The 23338-nt window shown below is 44.1% G+C and carries 22 protein-coding genes and 1 pseudogene; 13 read left to right on the forward strand and 10 right to left on the reverse strand.

Translation table 11 applies throughout. The annotated features are described in order from the left end of the window. Nucleotides 1-2 precede the first annotated feature (2 nt). The 6 genes from BWI96_RS01110 (at nucleotide 3) to BWI96_RS01135 (ending at nucleotide 5767) form a co-directional block, all read left to right on the forward strand. Entirely contained in the window at nucleotides 3-416 is a 414-nt protein-coding gene (locus tag BWI96_RS01110; protein ID WP_106634856.1) for an EVE domain-containing protein, read from the forward strand. Further along, on the forward strand, nucleotides 403-1968 hold the full coding sequence (locus BWI96_RS01115; RefSeq protein ID WP_106634857.1) for a hypothetical protein: 1566 nt from the start codon (nucleotides 403-405) through the stop codon (nucleotides 1966-1968). The genes BWI96_RS01110 and BWI96_RS01115 overlap by 14 nt, the downstream gene beginning before the upstream one ends. Before the next feature lie 69 nt (nucleotides 1969-2037). Next, nucleotides 2038-2922 (forward strand): class I SAM-dependent methyltransferase, encoded by an 885-nt coding sequence (locus tag BWI96_RS01120; RefSeq protein WP_106634858.1) that lies wholly within the window; start codon nucleotides 2038-2040, stop codon nucleotides 2920-2922. 66 nt (nucleotides 2923-2988) lie between these two features. Beyond that, the gene (locus BWI96_RS01125; protein ID WP_106635044.1) at nucleotides 2989-3672 is read left to right on the forward strand and encodes a response regulator; all 684 of its coding nucleotides are present in this window, start codon (nucleotides 2989-2991) and stop codon (nucleotides 3670-3672) included. Nucleotides 3673-3762: 90 nt separating this feature from the next. Next, on the forward strand, nucleotides 3763-5139 hold the full coding sequence (locus tag BWI96_RS01130) for a HAMP domain-containing sensor histidine kinase (protein ID WP_106634859.1): 1377 nt from the start codon (nucleotides 3763-3765) through the stop codon (nucleotides 5137-5139). 367 nt (nucleotides 5140-5506) lie between these two features. Then, nucleotides 5507-5767, forward strand: coding sequence for a hypothetical protein (locus BWI96_RS01135; RefSeq protein WP_106634860.1), 261 nt, complete (start codon nucleotides 5507-5509; stop codon nucleotides 5765-5767). Between the two features lies 1 nt (nucleotide 5768). Here the strand turns inward: BWI96_RS01135 and BWI96_RS01140 are convergent, their stop codons facing one another. Continuing rightward, nucleotides 5769-6674: a histone deacetylase gene (locus BWI96_RS01140; RefSeq protein WP_106634861.1), complete on the reverse strand. Its 906-nt coding sequence runs from the start codon at nucleotides 6672-6674 to the stop codon at nucleotides 5769-5771. A gap of 120 nt (nucleotides 6675-6794) precedes the next feature. Between BWI96_RS01140 and BWI96_RS01145 the strand changes: the two genes are divergently transcribed. The 4 genes from BWI96_RS01145 to BWI96_RS01160 all read left to right on the forward strand — a co-directional run bounded on the left by BWI96_RS01145 (nucleotide 6795) and on the right by BWI96_RS01160 (nucleotide 9469). Next, the gene (locus BWI96_RS01145) at nucleotides 6795-7307 is read left to right on the forward strand and encodes a fasciclin domain-containing protein (RefSeq protein ID WP_106634862.1); all 513 of its coding nucleotides are present in this window, start codon (nucleotides 6795-6797) and stop codon (nucleotides 7305-7307) included. 116 nt (nucleotides 7308-7423) lie between these two features. Next, nucleotides 7424-7987 (forward strand): DUF4494 domain-containing protein, encoded by a 564-nt coding sequence (locus tag BWI96_RS01150; RefSeq protein WP_106634863.1) that lies wholly within the window; start codon nucleotides 7424-7426, stop codon nucleotides 7985-7987. Between the two features lie 180 nt (nucleotides 7988-8167). Further along, on the forward strand, nucleotides 8168-8737 hold the full coding sequence (locus BWI96_RS01155) for a fasciclin domain-containing protein (protein ID WP_106634864.1): 570 nt from the start codon (nucleotides 8168-8170) through the stop codon (nucleotides 8735-8737). 120 nt (nucleotides 8738-8857) lie between these two features. Beyond that, entirely contained in the window at nucleotides 8858-9469 is a 612-nt protein-coding gene (locus BWI96_RS01160; protein ID WP_106634865.1) for a fasciclin domain-containing protein, read from the forward strand. Between the two features lie 61 nt (nucleotides 9470-9530). On the opposite strand, the gene BWI96_RS01165 is transcribed toward BWI96_RS01160, so the two are convergent. The 3 genes from BWI96_RS01165 to BWI96_RS01175 all read right to left on the reverse strand — a co-directional run bounded on the left by BWI96_RS01165 (nucleotide 9531) and on the right by BWI96_RS01175 (nucleotide 12782). Further along, entirely contained in the window at nucleotides 9531-9995 is a 465-nt protein-coding gene (locus BWI96_RS01165) for a GNAT family N-acetyltransferase (protein ID WP_106634866.1), read from the reverse strand. 95 nt (nucleotides 9996-10090) lie between these two features. Further along, nucleotides 10091-12016, reverse strand: a complete 1926-nt coding sequence (gene dnaK / locus BWI96_RS01170) for a molecular chaperone DnaK (protein WP_106634867.1) — start codon at nucleotides 12014-12016, stop codon at nucleotides 10091-10093. 184 nt (nucleotides 12017-12200) lie between these two features. Beyond that, a complete protein-coding gene (locus BWI96_RS01175; RefSeq protein WP_106634868.1) occupies nucleotides 12201-12782 on the reverse strand; it encodes a hypothetical protein in 582 nt (193 codons plus the stop codon). A 155-nt stretch (nucleotides 12783-12937) separates the two neighbouring features. Between BWI96_RS01175 and BWI96_RS01180 the strand changes: the two genes are divergently transcribed. Further along, entirely contained in the window at nucleotides 12938-13357 is a 420-nt protein-coding gene (locus tag BWI96_RS01180) for a nuclease A inhibitor family protein (protein ID WP_106634869.1), read from the forward strand. A 137-nt stretch (nucleotides 13358-13494) separates the two neighbouring features. Here the strand turns inward: BWI96_RS01180 and rplT are convergent. The 5 genes and pseudogenes from rplT to BWI96_RS01205 all read right to left on the reverse strand — a co-directional run bounded on the left by rplT (nucleotide 13495) and on the right by BWI96_RS01205 (nucleotide 18572). Then, nucleotides 13495-13838 (reverse strand): annotated as a pseudogene (gene rplT / locus BWI96_RS01185) (50S ribosomal protein L20). 161 nt (nucleotides 13839-13999) lie between these two features. After that, nucleotides 14000-14194: a 50S ribosomal protein L35 gene (rpmI, locus tag BWI96_RS01190; RefSeq protein WP_106634870.1), complete on the reverse strand. Its 195-nt coding sequence runs from the start codon at nucleotides 14192-14194 to the stop codon at nucleotides 14000-14002. 418 nt (nucleotides 14195-14612) lie between these two features. Beyond that, entirely contained in the window at nucleotides 14613-15173 is a 561-nt protein-coding gene (gene infC, locus BWI96_RS01195; RefSeq protein ID WP_106634871.1) for a translation initiation factor IF-3, read from the reverse strand. A 157-nt stretch (nucleotides 15174-15330) separates the two neighbouring features. After that, nucleotides 15331-17286, reverse strand: a complete 1956-nt coding sequence (gene thrS, locus BWI96_RS01200; protein ID WP_106634872.1) for a threonine--tRNA ligase — start codon at nucleotides 17284-17286, stop codon at nucleotides 15331-15333. Between the two features lie 149 nt (nucleotides 17287-17435). After that, nucleotides 17436-18572 (reverse strand): lipopolysaccharide assembly protein LapB, encoded by a 1137-nt coding sequence (locus tag BWI96_RS01205; protein WP_106634873.1) that lies wholly within the window; start codon nucleotides 18570-18572, stop codon nucleotides 17436-17438. Between the two features lie 194 nt (nucleotides 18573-18766). Here BWI96_RS01205 and BWI96_RS01210 point away from each other — a divergent pair, with 194 nt between their 5' ends. Next, nucleotides 18767-21562 (forward strand): outer membrane beta-barrel family protein, encoded by a 2796-nt coding sequence (locus BWI96_RS01210; RefSeq protein ID WP_198555108.1) that lies wholly within the window; start codon nucleotides 18767-18769, stop codon nucleotides 21560-21562. Nucleotides 21563-21716: 154 nt separating this feature from the next. Here the strand turns inward: BWI96_RS01210 and BWI96_RS01215 are convergent, their stop codons facing one another. Continuing rightward, complete coding sequence (locus tag BWI96_RS01215; protein WP_106634875.1) at nucleotides 21717-22517, reverse strand: GLPGLI family protein; 801 nt, start codon at nucleotides 22515-22517, stop codon at nucleotides 21717-21719. Nucleotides 22518-22640: 123 nt separating this feature from the next. Here BWI96_RS01215 and BWI96_RS01220 point away from each other — a divergent pair, with 123 nt between their 5' ends. After that, on the forward strand, nucleotides 22641-23321 hold the full coding sequence (locus BWI96_RS01220) for a hypothetical protein (protein ID WP_106634876.1): 681 nt from the start codon (nucleotides 22641-22643) through the stop codon (nucleotides 23319-23321). Nucleotides 23322-23338 lie beyond the last annotated feature (17 nt).

The raw sequence follows: 23338 nt of genomic DNA on the forward strand, positions 1-23338 counted from the left end.
CGATGAATTTTTGGCTCGTCAAGTCCGAACCTTTTAAATATTCCTGGGATGATTTCGTTAAAGAAAAGCGAGGCACCTGGGACGGTGTGAGAAACTTTCAGGCCCGTAATAACCTGAAAGCGATGGCGGTCGGAGATTTGGTTTTATTTTATCATTCTAACGAGGGTAAAGAGATCGTAGGCATTGCAAAGGTAGTTCGGGACGCTTACCCCGACCCTACTACCGACGATGAACGCTGGGTAGTGGTTGATCTGGAACCCGTAGAAAAACTACCCAAATCAGTTACGCTTGAAACGATTAAAGCCGATGAACGTCTGCAAAACATTGCCCTGATTCGCCAGTCTCGGCTTTCGGTTTCCCCCGTCCGGCCCGAAGAATTTGATATCATCATTGGATTAGGCCATGAACATTCGTAACCCCCTCTTTGTCATTACCCTGTTGCTGCTGGGTAGTTTGAATGTATTTGCACAGCAAAAGCGTTTGGAAATTCCCATTCCAAGCTCAAACGCTAACATCTTCACGATCCCCGTGGGTCAGGAAGGTGTGATGTTATTAACCCAAACCGGACGAAATTCCTACCACATTGACCGTTTTGATACCAATCTGGAGCGAAGCTGGTCGGTGGATGGAACCATTACCGATGGACTGGAATACGTGACGTATTCGTACGACGGTAAGAACATTTACCTGCTTTTTAGCCGGAACAAGAGTAATGTCTACGAAATCATTAAGGTTTATGTAGGCCCCGGTTTCACCGAAAAATTTGAAATTCACTCGGTGGATAAAATGGAAATCTCGCAGTTCAAGGCCTTCCACGATGGCATTTACATCGCTGGCGTGGTTCGCGAACAGCCCATTTTGTCTTACACAAACCTCCAAACCCGTCAGAATCGTCTGCTGAATGCTTCTTTCAAAGGAAAAGCTGAGGTACAGGCTATTGAAGTCGATTCCGTAACGAATCGCGTGAACGTCACCTACGCCGTGCAGCAGAAAAACCGGGAGTTTTCCATCGTCGTTAAATCATTTGATGATGAAGGAAAACAGCTTTCTGAAATCGTGGTAACTCCCGACGAAGATTACGCCCTACTTGACGGTCGCCTCAGCCCTCTACCGGATGGCACCCAACTGATGATCGGAACGTACGGGTACCGCAGCATGCAGTCCCAAACAAAAGGTCACATGGTGCAGGGCATTTATCTGTGCAAAGTAACGGACAAGGAAATTCTGCCCTTGAAATACTATAGCTTCACCGACTTCAAGAATTTCTTCTCGTACCTAAGCCCCCGCGATCAGGAACGTCGCGAGCGTCAGGTTCAACGGAAAAAAGAAAAAGGCAGCGATTTGAAGCTGAATACGCAGTTATTACTTCATGATCTGATTCAGAAAGACGGTCAGCTCATTCTGGTAGCGGAAGCTTTTCAGGCTACGTTCCGTAACAACAGCAATGCCTGGGGCTACGGTAGTCCCTGGGGTAGCCCCATGGGTGGATTTTATCCGGGTTGGGGCTGGGGTATGTACAGCCTGAATCCTTTCTATTTTGGCAATCGCGGCTTCTACAACAATGGTGCTCAGATGTTTGACGGCTGGCAATATACCCACGCCGTAGTCGCTGGAATTGATCCAGAAAAAGCGACTCTGATCTGGGATAACAGCTTTGAAATTGACAAAGTGAAAACCATGTCTCTGAAAGAAAAGGTGAAAGCCAATGTTCAGAACAATCAGGTAACCCTGGTGTACAGTGACAATGGCAGTCTACGTTCCAAATCGATTAAAAATAATATGGTGGTTGAAGACGGAACCGCTCAGGCCCTTGCTACGGGCAATTCGGGAGATCGGGTGCGTCGGAATTCTACCGAAAACGTTGATTATTGGTACGATAACTATTTCCTGGCCTGGGGTTTTCAACGCATCACGAACGATGCTGAAGGCCGCCGGAATGTATTTTACCTGAATAAAGTAGCTTACTAATTCAAGTTTTTGAAAAAAAGGACAGGTGATGGCGAATCATCTGTCCTTTTTTAGCTTTTATATTGAACCATGAAATTACTTACCCCTACCCCCTGGCCCGATTACGAGCTGATTGATTGCGGCAATTTTGAGAAACTCGAACGCTTTGGTGCCTACACGCTGGCACGACCAGAACCGCAGGCCATCTGGGACAAAACCCTTTCGGATGCGGAATGGGAACAAAAAGCTCAGGCTTATTTCAAACGGGAAAAGGGGAATACGGAAAAAGGGGAATGGCTGACCAAGAAAGGCATGCCCGAACGCTGGACCGGAACCTACCAGTTAACGAACCAGAAACTGACTTATAAGCTGGCGTTATCTTCCTTTAAACACGTCGGCTTATTTCCAGAACAGGCGGCTAACTGGGAGTTTATTTACCAGAAAACCAAAGCGTTAGGCGTTCCGAATCCTAAAGTTTTGAATCTATTTGCGTATACCGGCGTTGCTTCGCTGGCAGCCAAAGCGGCGGGTGCTGATGTTACTCACGTAGATTCCGTAAAGCAAGTCATTAGCTGGTCTCGGGAAAACATGGAGCTCAGCGAGTTAACTAATATTCGCTGGGTGGTGGAAGATGCCATGAAGTTTGTGAAGCGGGAAGTTCGCCGGGGTAATAAATACCACGGAATTATTCTTGATCCCCCCGCTTACGGTCGCGGACCCGATGGCGAGAAGTGGGTTTTGGAAGAACAGATTAATGAACTGCTTAAGCTTTGTAAAGAATTATTAGAGCCCGAGCATCACTTCTTTTTGATCAATCTGTATTCGTTAAGTTTCTCGGCTTTGATCGCAGAAAGTCTGATTCTCCGTATTTTTGGCTCAACCAGTAACCCCGAATTTGGCGAGTTATACCTCCCTGATTCCTTCAACAAGAAATTACCTTTGGGTATATTTTATCGGTTCTCAACCGTTGAATAAGCCTATTTTTTAGTTGATTTAGCGTAGCAGGATCGATCCGTTCGGCTGCTTAAAATATATCAAATGATGAAGCTATTAATCATTGAAGATGAACCCAAAACGGTTCAGTCCGTACGGCAGGGTTTGGAAGAAAACGGATTTGAAGTAGACATTGCTTACGACGGCCTGATTGGTAAACATCTGGCGAAAAAAAATCCGTATGATTTAATAGTTTCAGACATCATCATGCCCGGCCTGAACGGCGTAGAACTTACGCGTGAACTTCGTAGCGAAGGCGTTGAAACGCCCATCTTGTTACTAACTGCTCTGGGCGGCATCGACGAAAAACTGATGGGTTTTGATGCTGGAGCGGATGATTATCTGACGAAACCTTTCGAGTTCGCCGAGTTACTGGCCCGTATTCGCGTATTGGCCCGTCGCTGGAATGGCTCAATGCCTATTGCTTCCAACATTCTCCGATACACCGATCTGGAAATGAATCTGGATTCAAAGACAGTTACCCGTGGAGAGAAAAAGATTGAACTCACCGCCCGTGAATTTGCTCTGCTGGAATTTATGCTTCGCAATCAGGGAAAGGTGCTTTCGAAGGCTGAAATCGCTGAAAAAGTCTGGGACGTTAACTTCGATACCGGTACGAATGTCATTGAAGTATACATTAATCTTTTGCGTAAAAAGGTAGATAAAGATTTCACGACCCGCCTCATTCACACGCAATACGGCATGGGTTATGTATTAAAAGTAGAAGATTAATTAATCGTTCTTAGGGAAAGTGTTCTGCACTTTCCCTAAGAAAAACGCTCCTGATTACCCATTCCTGATCGCTTCATTCAGTATCCACTTATGCAGATTCGTACTCGCCTAACCATTCAATTTACATTGCTGGTTTCAGTGATTGTCTTGTTAGCGTTTACGGCCATTTATTATTTCAGAAAATACAATTTAGAAGAACAATTTTATTACCGGCTTCGCCAGAAGGCGTTAAGTACCGTTGAATTATTGGTTAATCAGAATGAAGTAAATTCTGAAACATTAAAGCTCATTGATCAGTCTAATCGGGACTTATTGTACAAAGAAAACGTCATTTTATATACCTACAGAAACGATATTTATCACCTTTCCAATGACACGATTAACTTCAATTTAGATCGGAATATACTGAACCAGATTCGATTAAATAAAGAGTTAAAAATTGAAAAAGGGGAATATAAAATTTACGGGTTGTACTACACCAACGAAGGTGAACGCATGGTCAGCGTAGCCGGAGCCGTTGACGTAGCCGATCAGATTAGTATGCGGGCTTTACTCCGCATTTTAGTGTACGCTTACATCTCTTCTATCTTACTGGTTGCTGTTGTAGGCTGGTTTTTTGCAGGGAGGGCTTTAGTGCCGATTTCGACGGTTATTAATGAAGTACAGCGAATTTATCCGCAGAATTTAAGTAAGCGGGTTAATACCCAGAATGAAAAGGATGAAATCGGGCGATTAACCTTTACTTTCAATGCTCTTTTAGATCGGGTTGAACAGGCTTTCCGCTTACAGAATATGTTCATTTCGAACGTTTCGCACGAATTAAAAAATCCACTTACCAAGATTATTTCCCAGCTTGAAGTAACCCTCCTTCGGGAACGTTCTTCGGAGGAATACCGCAATACCATTGCATCCGTACTTGCGGATAGTCGTGATTTAAGCCAGCTTTCAAACACCTTATTGGAATTAGCTAAAGTTTCCGATCAGAATCAACCCTTTCTGACGGCTCCGGTTCGGATGGATGAAATCGTCTGGGATGCCCGTGATTTATTACGGACCACGCACGAAACCTACACCATTAAAGTAGAATTTCCGGCTGATATTGAAGATGAAACCATTTTGACCTTAAATGGCAACGCGTATTTGCTGAAAGTAGCCGTTATTAATTTAATGGAAAATGGCTGTAAATTCTCGGTAGATCATATTGTTAATGTAGCCGTTCAGCCTTCTGAAAGCGAATTGAAATTGATCTTCAATAATCGGTCCAATATCGCTGAAGAAGAAATTGGCCTGATCTTTCAGCCCTTTTACCGAAGCCAGAAATCCGTACGAACTTCAGGATATGGCATCGGGTTATCGCTCGTCGATCGAATCATCAAACTTCACAATGGAACGATTGAGGTACACTCTCAGAACGGAAATGTTCAATTTGTAGTCTCATTACCGCAGGAAAAATCAAATTTTCAGTAGATTTTAAGGATTGCTTCACCTTACATTAAGTATTCACCCGTTCATTTGCTATTGCAAAGCAAACCAGTTTTCTCATCCGGTTAGATGGTTTGTAATGGGGGAAATGCAGACACGCTGGGGTCCATAACGTCGGCCCCAGCGTAGTCTTTTTAAACCCTTGAGGAGTATGATTAATGATAGGACAATTTACTTAGTTTATCCTGCTAATAATTCACACTAGCGAGTCCATTTACTTAATATATATTTCGATTATTCTTAAGTAAAAAATCGAAATACATATTCTTAAATCAAGTGATTTAATTTCTCCTGCCCCACTCCTCCGCCAGTATCCTGTTTGTTATTTGTCAGATCATTTACGTTTTTGTATATGCCTTTCTATTTAAACGGATTACGGTATCGCCCACGCCCGGCCAAACGTACATTTCCCTGGATTATCGTTAGTTTACTAGTTATTTCTGTAGCTGGAAATGTACTGCAATGGACTACTCAAAAATCGATGCAAGTACGATTAAATAATGCCATTATCAGCAGCGACTCTACCCTAGCTGCCCGTCATGAAGCTGAGCAAAAAATCAATAAATTAACGGAAGAATTAGAGATCACTAAAGAAATTCAACAACTGCGGTAACTTACTGAAAATACATTGTTTCGGCTAATCGAAACGTATTGCAGTGAGCTTCTACAATAGCCGCCAGACGTTTGGAATATCCTCCTCCCATCACTACAACTATTGGTAACTGGTATTGCCTGGCATAATGAAACACCATTTCATCACGTTTTTTACAGCCTTCTTTTGTCAGACTTAGTTTACCTAATTTGTCCGTACCCAGTACGTCTACGCCGGAAATAAAAAACAGAAAATCTGGTTTTTGCTCTTCAATTAATGCAGGTAAATGTGCTGCCAACAAAGCTAGGTAAGTCTCGTCCTGCGTATGCGTTGCCAGTTCTATGTCCAGGTCTGACTTTTCTTTGTGCAATGGATAGTTATCTTTTCCATGCATCGAAAAAGTAAACACTCGGGGCTCCTTTTCAAAAATACAGGCCGTCCCATTACCCTGATGAACGTCCAGATCAATGACCAGAATCTTCTTACTTAGTTCGGTTTTCAATAAATAGTTCGCGGCAATTCCTACATCATTCAATAAGCAGAATCCCTCTCCCTTATCCGCATAAGCGTGATGCGTACCACCAGCTACGTTCATTGCTACGCCATATTTCCGGGCATAATGACAGCAGTCGATGGTACCCTGAGCAATAATAATCTCCCGCTGAACCAGTTGTTCCGTCAAAGGAAAACCAATTCGCCGCACCATCTTATCTGATAACTGAAGCGTCCGCAGATCATGCCAGTACTGCTCCGTGTGGGTAGTCAAAATCCATTGTTCCTCAATGGGTTGAGGAACAAAAAACGAGTCCTCGGCTACGGTTCCTTCCCGCAATAACTGTTGAGGGATTAACTCATATTTTTCCATCGGAAAGCGGTGTCCTTCGGGTAAAGGGTAACAGTATTCCGGGGCATAGGCAATCTTTAGCATACCAAAACGCGTAAATAAAATCCTCAGAGTTTTCTAGTCAAACGTGCAGCCTTCTGAATTGTTCATTGGCCAGGCTGGTCTCATTTTTTAACAAGTAATCATCAACCAATCTTCGAAATCATGAAAAAGCTGGTAGTTCTTTTCCTCTTTAGTGCCACTGTTTCTTTCGCTCAATCTTCTGTAGACGATTCGCGAAAGGATTTGGTGAGCAACCTGAGCAGCACAAGTGATTATTCCATGTTCACCAATGCATTGAATGTAAGTGGCTTGTCTCAGACTATCAAAAGTAACGGCCCATTTACGCTCTTCGCTCCTACGGATAAAGCTTTTGAAAAAATGAATTCTTCGGAGGATCTGATGAAAACTGAAAACAAAGAGAAGCTTACCAAACTGCTCTCTAATCATATTCTGACGGGAAAATACACCTCTAAATCAATCAAAGAAGCGATTGAGCAAGGGAAAGGTAAGGCAGAGTTCAAGACTCTTTCCGGGGGAACGGTTGTGGCTTCGCTATCAGACAATGCAATCTTATTGACCGATGAAGCGGGTAACACCTCCCGGGTAACCATGCCCGATCAGAACTCAGAAAATGGAATCATCCACATCATTGATACCGCTGGAATGGCTAAATAATTCATGCATGCTGTAACCAAAGGCCCGGTGAAAGAAAAAATCTCACCGGGCCTTTTTCTGTGTCTGCTATCTAGTAACTTGCCTTCCGTTATTATCCAACAGTTTAATATTTTTACATGGCTACGTGGTTTTTAGGTAAGATTCGATTCACGAAGGAGATTGATGCAGGGAAGTTTCAAACGGTAACAGAAGCCTATTTACTGGATGCTGTTTCATTTACAGATGCAGAAGCTCGTTTATACGATTTGTTAGGTGACAATGCTCCTGATTTTCGGGTATCGAGTCTTTCTCCAATGAAAGTTCAGGAAGTTTTTCATGTAGATGGACCTGAGTTAAAGTGGTTTAAGGCCAAAATTGTGATTACTACTTTTGACGAAAAAGCGAAGAAAGAGAAAAAATCATCCGCTACTTTTCTGGTCAATGCCGATTCAATTAAACAGGCGTATGATCGCGTAGAAGAAGCTCTGGGTCGCGTGGATGATTATGAAATTACGGATGTTTCGTTAACGCCAATTCTGGAAGTTGTTCCTTACGAGGCTGATAACCAGCGAATGGACCAGTTCAGACCTTTGCAGGAGGCGGTTTCCGCTTTTGAGAGTGAACCCAAAGCTCCAAAAACGGAAGAAGCTGCCGAAGAATCCATTACTGCTTTCGAAAAGGCAGAGCCTAGTGCGGAATAAGCACGCGTTTAGTAGTTCATTAAAAGCCTGTTCATCAAACCATTATGTCTGTAATGCGTAGAGGTGAACAGGTTTTTTCATGGATGAGCCGTAAATTTAGTTGCCGACGGGTACGAAGTTTAAACTTTTAATAGTTTAGTTCGTTCTAAATCTCAAGCATTGACCTATTTACCCCTCAACATGATGAAAAAGATTGGAATTCTAGCCTTATTCCTCTACAGCTGTGCTCCTACCCAAAGCCCCAGCAAATCTACCCCCTCTACTACTCCAGCATCAACGGACACGCCGGCGGTAGCCTCGGGTGGACGAACGAACATCAGCGATCAGACCAGTCAATCTAATACGCATACCATTCTGGCGAAAGCGTTAAAAGAGTCAGGATTTGCCAATACATTAAAAGGAGCGGGTCCATTTACCTTCTTTGCTCCTACGGACTCCGCTTTTTACAAATCGGATGAAATGCCCGCCTTAACGCAACCACAGGAAGTGGCTAAGCTTAGAAAAATTCTGGCTTATCACATTGTTCCCGGAATGTGGTATACGCAGAATTTCCAGCAAATGATGGATGACAAGGGTATTAAACGTGTGGAATTAAAAACAATGACCGCTCAATTATTGACCGTTACGAAACAGGATACCCTCTGGATTATTACGGATGCAAACGGCAACCGAGCTTCTATCATTGATGCTAATTTAAAACGAAGCAATGGCGTGGTGCACAGTATTAATGCTTTACTGGAGCCTAAATAATAGGCTCTTCTTTAACATTACTTAACTTAATTAGCTCAACTTTGCCGCTTACTTTTGCGTATATATTTTTAATTACAATCAAAAATCAACCCAATTTCTTTATCGCCAAATCAATTTGTCATGAAAAAAATCATTCTTTCAGCGGTTCTACTTGCTTCGGTTTCAGTAGCTCAGGCTCAGACGGGAGCTTTTGCGAAAGCCGCACGAAATGTAAAAGCTACGCCTAATTTTCAAAAGGCTGATTCTGTTACGCAGGGTGAACCAAAGAAATTAGCGGTAGTCATGACTGCTCAGAAAAGCATTTCAGATAATGCGGTTACTTCACCTGATTTGAGCGACTTCACCAAAGCACTTGCTCAGACGAACGTAAAAAATACGCTTTCAACGGCTGGCCCATTTACGGTTTTTGCTCCTACAAACACCGCTTTTGAAGCTGTTCCTGATGCCGCCAAGTTTTTATCAGCAGAGAATACCAATGCCTTGCGTAAGACGCTATTTCACCACGTAGTAACCGGTAAATGGACGTCTGCTAATTTGCAGGATGCTATTAATAAAGGTAACGGCAGAACCGTTTTGAAAACCATGACTGCTCAAAATCTGATCGTTTCTAAGAAAGATAATCAGTTTGTTATTTCGGATGAACAAGGCCATCAGGCTGTCGTAGTATTACCCGACCAAGAGCAAAAAAATGGAATTGTCCATGTTGTTTCCGCCGTGTTAATGCCTAAATAATCCGATACATTTTCATGCATCAAAAGGCTTTCGACAATCCATCGAAAGCCTTTTTTTATACCTAAATATCTTTTATAAACACGACCCGATCTTCCCCTTTCCCGGCGTAGCCCGTTACTACCGGAACCGTATATTTACCCAGTTCTCCTATCATTTCCATTCCCATTTTGTGATGATGAAAAGCAATGGATTTTTCGTTTTGTGGCGTAGTGATCGCCTTCAGTTTATGGTATCCTTTTGCCTTTAAGTACGCTATAAAATGCTGATAGAGTAAACTTCCTAAACCTTTTTTCTGATAACTCTCCCGAATACCTACCAAATGGACATACCCAGCGGATTGATCAGAAATAAACCCGAAAAGGTAGGCGATGGGCTTTCCCTCATCCCTAATGACGAAAGCCGTTTGTCCAAATTCATGAATGTAAATAGGATGATGATATTTTAACGTCCGATTGCTTCCCCAGAACTCAACGATATCCTCCACAATACTAAAATAATCCCCAAGTGTACAGTTTTCAACTTTCATAGTAATGATGCGACAGAGTGGTTTTAAAACTAACCAATAAAAAAACCGATGCTCTCGCGAACATCGGTTTTTTTATTAATTCAATTCAGCTTGTCTTACTTCACTTCTTCGAAGTTTACATCCTGAACGTCTTTGTCATTGGCAGAACCATCAGCCTGACCGTTACCGGCTTCGCCTCCGGGGTAACCCGTAGGTTGACCTTCTGCACCGCCGGCATTTGCCGCATTGTACATTTCAGTAGAAGCAGCAGACCAAGCGTTGTTTAATTGCTCGGTAGCGGCATCAATGGCAGCGACATCCTGGCTTTGATGAGCAGTACGTAAGCCCGTTAAAGCCGTTTCAATGGCTGATTTATTACCTTCTGAAAGCTTCTCACCGTATTCTTTCAACTGACGTTCCGTTTGGAAAATCAATGAATCGGCTGCATTCAGTTTTTCAATTTTCTCACGTTCTGCTTTATCCGAAGCTTCATTTGCTTTGGCTTCATCACGCATGCGTTGGATTTCAGCATCGCTCAGACCGCTGGAAGCTTCAATACGAATCTTCTGCTCTTTACCCGTTGCTTTATCTTTCGCCGATACGTTCAGGATACCGTTAGCATCTACGTCAAAGGTTACTTCGATTTGAGGAATACCACGAGGTGCGGGTGGAATATCACTCAGGTGGAAACGACCCAGTGTACGGTTTTGACCCGCCATTGGACGCTCACCTTGCAATACGTGGATTTCAACCGAAGGTTGGTTATCGGATGCCGTAGAGAATGTTTCTGATTTCTTGGTAGGAATCGTAGTGTTGGCGTCGATCAGTTTAGTGAAGACACCACCCATCGTTTCAATACCTAATGATAAAGGAATAACGTCTAACAGAAGAACGTCTTTCACTTCACCCGTTAATACCCCACCTTGTACTGCTGCACCAATGGCGACCGCTTCATCAGGGTTAACGTTTCTTGAAGGCTTCTTACCAAAGAATTTTTCTACTTCTTCCTGTACTTTAGGAATACGCGTCGAACCACCTACCAGAATTACTTCATCAATTTGTGAAGTACTGATGTTGGCGTTCTTCATAGCCTTCCGAACTGGTTCCATCATCCGTACGAACAGGCTGTCAGCCAATTGTTCGAATTTCGCCCGGGTCAGCGTACGCACCAAGTGCTTAGGCATGCCGTTCACGGGGAAGATGTAAGGAAGGTTAATTTCGGTTTGGCTTGAAGAAGAAAGTTCAACTTTAGCTTTTTCAGCGGCTTCTTTCAAACGCTGAAGAGCCATAGGATCCTGACGTAAATCAACGCCTTCGTCAGCTTTGAACTCATTCGCTAACCAATCGATGATTACCTGATCGAAGTCATCACCACCCAGGTGCGTATCACCATCGGTTGATTTTACTTCGAAAACGCCATCACCCAATTCAAGAATCGAAATATCAAACGTACCACCACCTAAGTCAAACACGGCAATTTTCATGTCATGTTTTTTGTCCAGACCAAAGGCCAGAGCGGCAGCCGTAGGCTCGTTAATGATACGCTTCACATCCAGACCTGCAATTTGTCCCGCTTCTTTCGTAGCCTGACGTTCTGCATCGTTGAAGTAAGCAGGTACCGTAATAACGGCTTCAGTAACGGTTTGTCCCAGGTAATCTTCAGCCGTCTGCTTCATTTTCGTTAGAATCTGAGCTGAAATTTCCTGTGGTGTATATAAACGATCGCCAATGCGAACGCGTGGAGTATTGTTAGGGCCTTGTTCTACTTTGTACGAAATGGTTTTCATTTCATTTTGTACTTCAGAGAAACTCTTACCCATAAAACGCTTGATTGACTGAATCGTATTCGTTGGGTTCGTAATAGCCTGACGTTTGGCAGGATCTCCTACTTTACGTTCGCCATTACCATTATCCATAAAGGCTACGACCGAAGGAGTAGTCCGACGACCTTCGCTGTTTGGAATTACAACGGGCTCGTTGCCTTCCATTACTGCAACGCAGGAGTTCGTTGTACCTAAGTCAATGCCAATGATTTTTCCCATGATTAATATATTGTTTTAATTTTCTCGGTTATCGGTAGATATGCCTCTATTATCTAAATCCCCGTGCCCGGAAATGTTTTTTATGGTTTTTATGACAGATTGACAGTAAAAAAGGAAAAGTCCGCAGAAATAAATTCCACGGACTTTCTCAATACTCATCTATCGTTAATGAATGCAATACGAATTATTTGCCGCCGAAAAGCCCGCCCAGTAATCCGCCGAGGCCTCCTTCATTTTCCTCTTTCTTTGCTGTATTGTTACCTCCTAACAAACTTCCTCCGATATTTTTCAGGTCGTTCATGTCTAACTTGCCATCGGCAAAGGCCCCGGCTACTTTGCTAAAATCGAAACCTCCAGTATTAGCTCCTGAGCCCGCTAACAGCGAGCCTAATACTGAACTCATATCTAAGGATTTATCTCCTGAGTTATTTAATTTACTAATAAAGGTGCTGAGTACGAGTGGTAATACTGAGCTAACAATGCTTTGAGCAGTACTCCCACTGATTCCAAATTTATCCATCAGACTTCCTATGGCATTCTGGGAAATTCCAGACACAACGGGACTTTGATTAACGTCCTGTTGTCCAGATAACAATTCCATAATTCCACCAATATTTCCTTTGGCCGCTTCGCCCTGAAAACCTTGTACAATAGAAGTTAAAAGCGTGCTTTGCACCGCTTCATTATCCTGATTTGGAACGGCAGGATTATTCACTACTGCTTCCTGTGAGTTATTTTTGATAATATCTAACAATTGGTCTAACATAATTTCTGAATTTTAGTCATACGTTGATTAAACGAATAACAAGAGTGAAGGGCTTTTTGATTTAGAAAAATAAATTTGACTTCTGCATAACTAATCAGAAATTTACCAAAAAACAATACCGATAACTCATTCCCAAACATAACCTTCGACGTTTTATGACAACCCGACTGGCATCTAATCAGTTAATTGAAGATTTAAAAAAAGAGGTAGAGGGCTTATTGTACACAAGTGAATCAGACGCTCCCTTTGAGGTTACTCCTTTGAGTTGGACGGGCGAAAAATCCCCTGAAAAAGAGGATTTTATCAGGCTTTTAGAGTTGGAAGAAGGAACGCCCATCCAAACCCAGCGGCTGGATACTTTCTTTAAACCTTTACTAAAAAGTTACGACTGGTTTGGAGAAGAAGAAACCGCTACGCTAGAACGGTATCAGAAACTGAAAGAATACGTTACTACTCAACTGACACACACCCAGGTGTATCGGGTAGGCGAAGTAGAAATCAAAGTATACATCGTGGGCGAAACGATCGATCAGCAATGGGTAGCTCTGAAGACCGAAGCCACTGAAACGGAGTAAGGTTCAGGATGTCTTTTCGTCAGTTATGATGAGTTCTGTAACCGAAAAGAATGTCAATCTGACGGTTATAAACGAAAAAGACCTCCGAGTTTTCGGAGGTCTTTTTATAGGTAGATACTAATAGCTTAGTCTACAAATCATTTCACATGATCAACTACAGCTTTGAACGCATCAGGATGGTTCATGGCTAAGTCGGCAAGTACTTTACGATTCAGTTCGATACCTGAGTTATGCAGTTTGCCAATGAATTGAGAGTAGCTCAGACCGTGTTGACGAACACCGGCGTTGATACGAGCAATCCATAAAGCACGGAAATTCCGTTTTTCTGCTTACGGTCACGGTAAGCATAATTTAAACCACGTTCAACGGCATTTTTAGCTACCGTCCAAACGTTTTTACGACGGCCATAATAACCTTTGGCCAATTTGAGCACTTTTTTGCGACGTGCCCGAGACGCTACGTGATTGACACTACGTGGCATAATGTGTTAGTTTTTTGACGTTGGCGGAAAGGGTTTTGAGTTTGGGGTTGAGGGTTTTGAGTTAAACTCTAAACAAACAACTCTAAACGCTAAACTCATTTCTCTTGAAGGCCATTAGTCGGGTTAAACAAGGAAAACCTGTAATCAGTCCGAAGAATGAATTACTTAGCGAGCAGAGCGATTACGCGAGCGTGATCTGACTCATGCACCAGCGTGGTTTTAACGAGGTTAGCCTTACGCTTGTTAGACTTTTTCGTTAAAATGTGGCTGTGGAAGGCATGCTTCCGCTTGATTTGTCCGGTTCCAGTCAGCTTAAAACGCTTTTTGGAGCCCGAGTTTGATTTTTGCTTAGGCATAAAACTGAACCTGTTAACGTTATAAAAAAGGTACTATTTGTGAAATGAACCGCAAAGGTAAGGAAAAATGACAAGATTTTAATAGGCAGGTGGATTCAATTTTAGGAAAACCGTGATTTATTCTTGTGTAAAGGCCATTGAAATTCTTTTTACCGCATGCACCTTTGAAAAAGGCATGAGCCTTTGCCAAAAATAAAATGCTCATTCTCCCTGGTTGGTGTCCTCACCAACACCCTATTCCTTTAGTAATGGCTGGTGAAGACACCAGCCGAGGCGAGAGAAAACGCGGACTAACGGCATTTGCTCAAAATCTTCTCTCACCCAAACGCGATCAATCGCGTCTCCACAAAAGATAAATACCTATAACTAAAAACCCTCCACAGAAAACTGCGGAGGGTTTTGATCTATTAGATAAAGCTTATTTTTTCACTTTGGGTGCAATGATGATGTTCATCCGGCGACCTTCCAAGCGAGCTTCTGATTCCAGTTTTCCGTGCTCTTCCAGATCTGACATAAATCTTTTCAGCAGGTTGAAACCCTGATCTTTGAACACGATTTCGCGTCCTGAGAATTGTACGTAAGCTTTTACTTTCGAACCTTCTTTCAGGAAGTTGATCGCGTGTTTCAATTTAAAATCGTAATCGTGGTCATCCGTTGTAGGACTGAAACGAATTTCCTTGATAACAACTTTAATTTGCTTGGACTTAAGTTCCTTTTGCTTTTTCTTCTGCTCGTACTTGAACTTAGAATAGTCAACGATCCGACAAACCGGAGGTTCAGCATTGGGAGAAATTTCAACCAGATCCAGCTCTTGTTGTTGAGCCATTTCGAGGGCCTGACGGATATCCACAATACCCTGGTCTACGTTTTCTCCAACCAATCGTACTTGTTGTACTCCGCGAATCAATTGATTAATGCGGTAGGGTTCTTCTTTCCTTACAGGAGGTCTGCGGTTCATACCGCCAGGGCGTAATGCCATACTTCTTAATTTGGTGTTTTTTGAGTTTTTCAGTTAGCGAGTTTTCAGTGGGATACAGATCTTACCGAAACCTCTTTATCCTGACTGAAAACTGAGAAGAAGCCGTTAAATAAGCTTCCTTATTTAACGGCTTCAAAAATTATGTGCCTAAGATCAGCTATTTCTGAAATTTAAGCAAATTTTTATTGATTTCCTCCTTAGCAAGGGCAATAAACTGACCGATTGGCATACTGCCTAAGTCACCTTCGCCTTTTTTACGGATGGAAACCGTTCCTTCAGCCTGTTCCTTCTCCCCAACGATGAGCATAAACGGCGTTTTAGAAACTTCGGCATCGCGAATTTTCTTACCGATTTTTTCATCCCGGTGATCCACATACCCACGCAGGTCTTCTTCCTGTAACAGCAGGAAAATTTCATTGGCGTAGTCGGTATATTTTTCCGAGATCGGTAATACGGCCAGCTGATCGGGAGAAAGCCACAGCGGGAAGTTACCTGCCGTACTTTCAATCAGGATAGCAACGAAACGTTCGAGCGAGCCAAAAGGTGCCCGGTGAATCATAACGGGGCGGTATTTCTTATTATCTGAACCGGTGTATTCCAGATCAAAACGCTCGGGAAGGTTATAGTCTACCTGAATAGTACCTAACTGCCATTTCCGTCCCAGGGCATCTTTCACCATGAAGTCCAGTTTGGGACCGTAGAATGCCGCTTCTCCGTATTCAATAACTGTATTTAGCCCTTTGGCTTCAGCGGAGCGAATAATAGCCTGTTCCGCACGATCCCAGTTTTCGTCGGTTCCGATGTACTTCGCCCGATCTTCCTGATCACGCAGGGAAACCTGAGCACTGTATTCACTGAAACCTAAGGCTTTGAATACATACTGAACCAGATCGATTACTTTCATGAACTCCTCTTCTACCTGATCGGGACGGCAGAAAATGTGAGCATCATCCTGCGTAAAGCCCCGCACGCGAGTCAGACCGTGTAACTCACCCGACTGCTCGTACCGATATACCGTTCCGAATTCCGCAAAACGAACCGGTAAATCCCGGTAACTGCGTGGTTTCGAACGATAAATCTCACAGTGGTGAGGACAGTTCATGGGCTTGAGCAGGAACTCTTCGTCTTCATCCGGCGTATGAATCGGCTGGAATGAATCCTTGCCATATTTTTCATAGTGACCGGAAGTTACGTATAATTGCTTCGAGCCAATGTGAGGAGTAACCACGGGTAAATAACCCGCCCGAACCTGAGCCCGACGCAGGAAGTTTTCCAGACGTTCCCGCAGAGCCGCACCTTTGGGTAACCACAGAGGTAAACCCTGTCCTACCCGCTCGGAGAAGGTGAAGAGTTCGAGTTCTTTCCCCAGCTTGCGGTGATCCCGTTTCTTGGCTTCTTCCAACACGTGCAGATACTCTTCGAGTTCTTTCTGTTTAGGGAAGGTCACCGCGTAAATACGGGTCAACATTTTATTGTTTTCGTTGCCTCTCCAGTACGCACCCGCTACGTTCAGAATTTTCGCAGCTTTGATGAATCCTGTATCTGGAATGTGAGGGCCACGACATAAGTCCGTGAAATTTCCCTGGTTGTAAAACGTGATTTTTCCATCTTCCAGATCTTTCAGCAGATCCAGTTTGTACTCATCTCCTTTTTCTTCGAAGTAAGCAATGGCATCCGCTTTCGAAATGGACGTACGGGTGAATACCTCTTTCGTACGAGCCAGCTCCAGCATTTTGTCTTCTACTTTCTTGAAGTCTTCCTGCGAGAATTTGTGATCGCCGAGGTCTACATCGTAATAAAATCCGGTTTCGATGGCGGGGCCAATACCGAATTTCACACCAGGATATAAAGCTTCCAGGGCTTCGGCCAGCAAGTGAGCGGACGAATGCCAGAAGGTTGATTTGCCTTCCGTGTCGTTCCAGGTCAGCAATTTCACGTGGGCATCGGAGTCGATAGGGCGACTAGAGTCCCACACCTGACCGTCTACAACGGCGGCTAATACATTACGGGCAAGGCCTTCGCTGATGCTACGGGCGATGTCCATGCCGGAGACACCCTTCGGAAACGTACGGATGCTTCCGTCCGGCAGGGTAATTTGGATTTGGTTTTCCATTTGTATTTAGTAAATAGAACGATTAAAAAATCACGGAGATACAAAGTCCGTGAGTGCTTTGTTAGTTCAGCGTTTTGGGTTAGGGGTTTTGAGTTAATTATGATTACTCTTTTTCAACCACTCGAAACCCAAAACTCCTAACAACTAAACTATATGGTATCGCCTTCGGCGGTGCCGTTGGTTTTGTCGGGGACGGCTAGTCCGGGGCGGTATCTTTCTTCCTGACGTAAATACGGGTAATTCGTCAATTGTCTCCGCCGGGTTCGCCAATACCCTCCTACGGCTTTGCGATTGGCTGGATTTTCTCTGGCTTCCTCCAGGTAATAATCCATGGCTTTGTCATCGTCCCCTGTATATTCAAGGCACTGAGCCATGAGAAAGTTCAATCCGAGGTAATTTGGGCTTGTTTTCTCAACAATTCGCAAATGCTTGAGAGCTGGGACCACCTTTTGCACGCCAAATAAAATAGATGCCGCGTACATATTCGCTCCCGGATGCTCAGGTTCTACCTTTAAGGTTTTGTTAAATTCCGCATAGGCACTATCTACCTGAGCGGTATGCGTAAAAGCCAATCCTCGCCGGTAGTGCAAGTCCGCATCTTTGGGGTAATAATTCAGCCCTTCCCGGGCGAACCATAAGGCTTTCAGATAGTCCTTTTGCTGGTAATAAATGGAAGAAAGCTGCTGATACGCTCCCAAAAATCCGGGAACCAGCGTTCGGGTTCGCATGAATAATACCAAAGCTGCCGTCGTGTCTCCAAGCTTGGCCGCAATCATCCCCCGGTAGAAATACGCCTCTCCGTAATAAGGATTAATCTGCAAAGTGCGGGCCAGGTATTGTCTGGATTTCCCTAGCTGATTGACCCGCTGGTATAAGTCGGCCAGCAAAACATAGACATCTGGATTCCGTTCGTTGAGAATTTCGGCTCGCTGAGCGGCCTGTAAAGCCTCGTTAATCTGCTTTTTTTCACGTAGAATCCGGGCTTTGGTTACGTAATACCGACCCGTATTTCGTTTCAGATTAATAGCCGTATTAATATCTTCCAAAGCGGCGTCCAACTCCGACCGTTGCAGGTAAATCTCAGCTCTTTTCTGATAATTTTCCGCCAGATCAGGATACTGCTGAATGGCCCGACTCAGGAATTCCAGGGCTTTAGGCGTTGAGAATCCTTCGTTCATATTCGGTAAAGGTGGGATACGCACGCCCTCCTGTTCTTCCGAAGAACAGCCCATCAATACCCAACTCAGAACGACCAGAAACCCTACAACTTTCCCGAAACGAATCATTTCTACAACTTAAAACGCCGCAAAATTAGTCGGTTTCGGGGAAAGTTTGACGTTTTGTGTTTAGAGTTTTGAGTGAAAGCATTCATTGCTCCCCCTCTATCTTCTCATTAACCTTATTTAACTTTAAAGAAAGGTTCGTTAACCCTTTCCTTTTCTAGGGTCGGGTACTTTCGTCCAAAGAAATGATTTTCCCCATGAAAAACCGATACCTACTCCTCTTCTTACTGACGATGATCTCGGGCTGGGCTGCTGCTCAAACGCCCTGGAATCTGAAAGGCAAACTTGCCGACTCTTCGGGCATTGCCATCCCTAATGCTTCCGTAATGCTGCTGGACACGAAAGATTCAACCCTGATTGAATTTTCCACTAGCGGTACCAACGGTGAATTTTCCTTTAAAAAGTTACCACTTCACGCTTATATTCTTCGCATAACTCACCTGAGTTTTTCGGAGTATGAAGCCCTGGTCAACAAACCCGATCTGGGTACGATTCGACTAAAAGCCAAAGGCAATGATTTGAATGAGGTCATTGTAAAAGGCGAAAAGGCTCCGGTAACGATGCGTCACGATACCGTAGAGTTCAACGCCGACAGTTTTAAGACCCGCCCCAACGCAACGGTTGAAGAGTTACTGAAACGATTGCCGGGCGTTGAGGTAGAAAGCGATGGAACCGTCAAGGCTCATGGGAAAGAAGTCCAGCGAATTCTGGTGGATGGGAAGGAATTCTTCGGAACGGACCCCAAAATGGCTACTAAAAACCTGGCAGCCGAAGCCATCAAGGCCGTTCAGTTATTCGACCGCAAATCAGAACAATCGCGTTTTTCGGGGGTGGATGATGGCACGCGGGAAAAAACGATTAACCTGGAGTTAAAGGAAGATTTCAAGAAGGGGATTTTTGGTACAGGCTCGGCAGGGTATGGTTCTCAACATCGATACGCCGGTCGTCTGAACCTGAACCGCTTTGCAAAAGATCAGCAATTTTCGCTGGTGGGTACGTTGAATAACATTAACCAGCAGGGTTTTACAATGAATGATTACTTCAACTTTTCATCGATCAATAGCTCCGGTGGTGGTGGAATGTCGGGCGGTGGAACCCGAACGACGAGTGTTCAGGGAGGTAGCGGCTCGATTAATGGCGTTCCTGTCAATATGGGTGGGCAAACGTCGGCAGGTTTCGTAAACTCTGGTTCCGGGGGATTGAATTTCTATCAGCAATTAAATAAGAAAACAAAAATTGACGGCAACTATCTGATTAATAACACGAACAGTACCGTCGACAAACACTTGGACAAGGAGAATTACCTGGAAAGTGGTAACTACAAAAGTCTGCAAAACAGCAACACCACGAACAAAAATCTGAATCATCGGCTCAGCTTTAATCTTGAACACCAACTGGATTCAGTGAATACCATTCGTTGGACGAATACGGCTTCCCTCACCAACAGTAATTTCCAGACCTCCAGTCTTACTCAAACCTATGGCACGGGGGGTAACCTGCGAAACGAAGGGAACCGGATCAATCAATACGCCGGCGATGCCTATTCCTTAAATTCCAATTTTGCCCTTCGCCACCGATTTGCTAAAAAGGGTCGCACCCTGACGGCCAACCTCATTTTCGGATTAAATAATGATCAGCGAAGCGGTGTTATTAATGCTCTGAATCAATACTTCGATACGAACACCGCTGATACGACGCTTCAGAACGATTCGCAGAAAAATGGTAAAATCAATTATGGACTAACCACCTTTTATACCGAACCCCTGAGCAAACGAAGCTTTCTGGAAGCGAATTATTCTTACCAGAAAAATTTGAATAACACCAATCGTGAAGTATACGATATCAAGGGCGAACGTTCGACACTTAATAATCAGTTGAGTAACACGTATGATAATCAATATTATTACCATCGTGGCGGTTTGAGTTATCGATATGTGGGCAATCAAATTAATATTTCGACGGGATTGAATGTACAGGAGGCTACGCTGGTCGGTAGATTTCCGAGAACGGAAACGAGTCTGAATCGTTCGTTTGGTAACCTCCTGCCTAACCTTCGGATACGTTACGATCTGGCCAATAGTCGAAACCTGAATTTCAACTACGAAACCAGCGTTAATCAGCCCAGTCTGACGCAATTACAACCCATTATTAATAACACGGACCCGCTGAATATTACCATTGGTAACCCTAACCTGCGACCCGAGTATAACCATTCGTTTTCGCTGAATTACTTCTCTTTCAATACAACTCGGTTCCGTAACTTTTTTGGTAATGCCTTCCTAACGTATACGACTAACAAAATTTCCAGTTCGCAGTCAGTAAACGAGCAGTTAGTGACCACCACCCAATCGGTTAACGTACCCAACGCCATTCAGGGAAATACATTCATTGGCTTTGGCTCCCCCATTCAGCGAATCAAGGGCATGCGGGTAAATGCGAATCTGGGCGTAACTTATAATCGGGGAATCAGCATCATTAATAATGCAGAAAATCGTACAAATACGGTGGCCACTACGCTCGGAACACGATTGGATTACCGCAATGATACCAAATTTGATGTGAATGCCGGGGCTAATTTATCGCTGAACCAAACGCAATACTCGCTGCAATCAGCCATGAATCAGAATTACCTGACACAACGCTACACCCTGGATGCGAACTGGAATCTAACGCAAACCTGGTCGATTGGCAGTTCCGTGAACTATCAGGTCTTGACGGGCAATAACTATAACCAGAAAATCCCGATCTGGAATGCCTCGATTACCAAGTATATACTCAAAAATAATGTTGGTGAAATTAAGCTGAGTGCTATCGATTTACTCAATCGAAACGTAGTAATTAACCGCTCGGCTCAGGTGAATTACTATCAGGAAGAGCGGGTTACCTCGCTGGCTCGTTACTTCCTCCTTACCTTTACCTATTCCCTGAAAAATAAGGCAGGCATGGGAGGTAATAACCGTCGCAACGGGCCACAGATGATTCGTTTTAATTAGTTCTAACATCTTTCATGGCTGGTGAAGACACCAGCCATGGAATATCCTCTTAGCCATGGTTGGTGTCTCCACCAACCATAGAAAAAACAAAGAAGGGGTTGAAAGCATGATGACTTTCAACCCCTTCTTTGTTAGGTTACTAAAGCTAAGAGAGTTAGTTACCCGGACGCATTCGCATACCACCCCCGTTTTTCCGCATTTCTTCCATTCGTTTCATCATAATTTCCCGCACTTCTTTTTCGGTAACCGCCTTTCCTCCTTTCGGAGCTTTTAACTCAGAAGACTTTGGTTTCCGCCACTCCATTTCGCTAACGGTATACAGGCTTTCACCATTATTCACGTCTACTTCCAGAATCAATCCGGGTAAGCCACTGTATTTTTCCGGACCAATTGAAACCGGAATTTCGGGAGCGTACCAGGCCACGACGGTTCGAAGCATGGGTTGTTGATTTTCTCCAGCCGGAGGGCCTCCCGGCCCCATCATGATTTGCTGAACCCGCATAGTGTCCGTAAAAGAGGCTTTCTGACAGACAAAACCTTTGATTGTTCTGGTTTCCTTACCCAACTTCCACCGTTGGTTCACGAGGGTGTCCAGCACGCGGTACTTTTCACCAAAAATATCCCGAGCTTCGGTTCTCTTCTTTTCGGCTATCTGCGTATACACTATGCTGGAGCTACCTCCGAACCGCATCGGACCGCCCATGGGGCCACCCCCTCCAAAACCATTCCCTTCTTCGATTACGGCGGCGGGTTCATATAAAGCTTCCTGAGGCGTAAACGCTAACTGATATTGCCGGGTAATATTCTCCGGCATACGAGCCTGCATGGCCGGGTCCATATTCTGGAATCGGCTTTTCAAATTAGTTTTTTGAGTATAGGTCAGAACGCCCTCCGTTTTCTGGGCGTAGGTCGATAAACTGATCAAACTCAGGACAACCCAAGCGGTTTTCTTCATAATCAAAGGGGATTTAATGTACCTGACAAAGCTAGGTCACGGGCTCGTTAACGATTCTTACAATAAGGTTAATCAACGTTAATAAATCGGTTTTACCGTTTGAAAGCTTCTATCTTTGAATCCATGTGGAATTTAAAATCACTCCCTTCCAATCGTACGCTTATTACGTTGATTACTAGCTGTCTGCTCGTATTAACTACCTTTCTTGGCTGGTGGTTGAGTCGTAGTTACAACGAACAAAAACGACTGCTGGCGGCAGAAACCAGTCAGCCTTTTTTTCGTTCGGTTAATATCCTACAGGACTCTCTGGTCATGAAGCGACTCATTCGTCCGCTGGAAGAATCCATGCGAGAAAAGACTGCTCATAAAAAATTACGGATTCATGTTTTCCCGCGGGAGGACTCCAAAGGACCCGATACAATTATTAGTCTGGGTAGCAGGGGTCGGGTGTTCATTGCTTCACGGGAGCCTCGTTTCCGTAGGCCTTTCCCGCCTGATTATCAACCTGATGAAGAAACTGGCGAACTGCATCGTCCGATGCGTTCCCATTTGTTTTCCCGCATATTACCATCGTTAATGGGCAGAGCCAGCCAAGACTCGATTCGGGATTCCATCAAGATCCGTGACCTCCAGCAGCAATTTCGGCGGGAGCTGGATTCTTCCAAGATCAACGTAGGCACCCGTATTGTACGTCTCCAGGCACCGGCTCATCGTTCACTGGATTCCTTGCATACGGCTTCCTATCAGGCAGGTTTGCCCCCCAGAGATTTTTATGTAGCTTATTTAACGGATTACCAGGAGTAATTCTTAAGCGATTACTC

Source organism: Siphonobacter sp. SORGH_AS_0500, assembly GCF_002838835.1.
In the GTDB taxonomy this organism is placed as follows: domain Bacteria; phylum Bacteroidota; class Bacteroidia; order Cytophagales; family Spirosomataceae; genus Siphonobacter.

Excerpts from the sequence above, each read along its gene's own strand:
- BWI96_RS01110 (WP_106634856.1), top strand. The coding sequence starts at position 3 with ATGAATTTTTGGCTCGTCAAGTCCGAACCTTTTAAATATTCCTGGGAT.
- BWI96_RS01115 (WP_106634857.1), top strand. The coding sequence starts at position 403 with ATGAACATTCGTAACCCCCTCTTTGTCATTACCCTGTTGCTGCTGGGT.
- BWI96_RS01120 (WP_106634858.1), top strand. The coding sequence starts at position 2,038 with ATGAAATTACTTACCCCTACCCCCTGGCCCGATTACGAGCTGATTGAT.
- BWI96_RS01125 (WP_106635044.1), top strand. The coding sequence starts at position 2,989 with ATGAAGCTATTAATCATTGAAGATGAACCCAAAACGGTTCAGTCCGTA.
- BWI96_RS01130 (WP_106634859.1), top strand. The coding sequence starts at position 3,763 with ATGCAGATTCGTACTCGCCTAACCATTCAATTTACATTGCTGGTTTCA.
- BWI96_RS01135 (WP_106634860.1), top strand. The coding sequence starts at position 5,507 with ATGCCTTTCTATTTAAACGGATTACGGTATCGCCCACGCCCGGCCAAA.
- BWI96_RS01140 (WP_106634861.1), bottom strand. The coding sequence starts at position 6,674 with ATGCTAAAGATTGCCTATGCCCCGGAATACTGTTACCCTTTACCCGAA.
- BWI96_RS01145 (WP_106634862.1), top strand. The coding sequence starts at position 6,795 with ATGAAAAAGCTGGTAGTTCTTTTCCTCTTTAGTGCCACTGTTTCTTTC.
- BWI96_RS01150 (WP_106634863.1), top strand. The coding sequence starts at position 7,424 with ATGGCTACGTGGTTTTTAGGTAAGATTCGATTCACGAAGGAGATTGAT.
- BWI96_RS01155 (WP_106634864.1), top strand. The coding sequence starts at position 8,168 with ATGATGAAAAAGATTGGAATTCTAGCCTTATTCCTCTACAGCTGTGCT.
- BWI96_RS01160 (WP_106634865.1), top strand. The coding sequence starts at position 8,858 with ATGAAAAAAATCATTCTTTCAGCGGTTCTACTTGCTTCGGTTTCAGTA.
- BWI96_RS01165 (WP_106634866.1), bottom strand. The coding sequence starts at position 9,995 with ATGAAAGTTGAAAACTGTACACTTGGGGATTATTTTAGTATTGTGGAG.
- dnaK (WP_106634867.1), bottom strand. The coding sequence starts at position 12,016 with ATGGGAAAAATCATTGGCATTGACTTAGGTACAACGAACTCCTGCGTT.
- BWI96_RS01175 (WP_106634868.1), bottom strand. The coding sequence starts at position 12,782 with ATGTTAGACCAATTGTTAGATATTATCAAAAATAACTCACAGGAAGCA.
- BWI96_RS01180 (WP_106634869.1), top strand. The coding sequence starts at position 12,938 with ATGACAACCCGACTGGCATCTAATCAGTTAATTGAAGATTTAAAAAAA.
- rpmI (WP_106634870.1), bottom strand. The coding sequence starts at position 14,194 with ATGCCTAAGCAAAAATCAAACTCGGGCTCCAAAAAGCGTTTTAAGCTG.
- infC (WP_106634871.1), bottom strand. The coding sequence starts at position 15,173 with ATGGCATTACGCCCTGGCGGTATGAACCGCAGACCTCCTGTAAGGAAA.
- thrS (WP_106634872.1), bottom strand. The coding sequence starts at position 17,286 with ATGGAAAACCAAATCCAAATTACCCTGCCGGACGGAAGCATCCGTACG.
- BWI96_RS01205 (WP_106634873.1), bottom strand. The coding sequence starts at position 18,572 with ATGATTCGTTTCGGGAAAGTTGTAGGGTTTCTGGTCGTTCTGAGTTGG.
- BWI96_RS01210 (WP_198555108.1), top strand. The coding sequence starts at position 18,767 with ATGAAAAACCGATACCTACTCCTCTTCTTACTGACGATGATCTCGGGC.
- BWI96_RS01215 (WP_106634875.1), bottom strand. The coding sequence starts at position 22,517 with ATGAAGAAAACCGCTTGGGTTGTCCTGAGTTTGATCAGTTTATCGACC.
- BWI96_RS01220 (WP_106634876.1), top strand. The coding sequence starts at position 22,641 with ATGTGGAATTTAAAATCACTCCCTTCCAATCGTACGCTTATTACGTTG.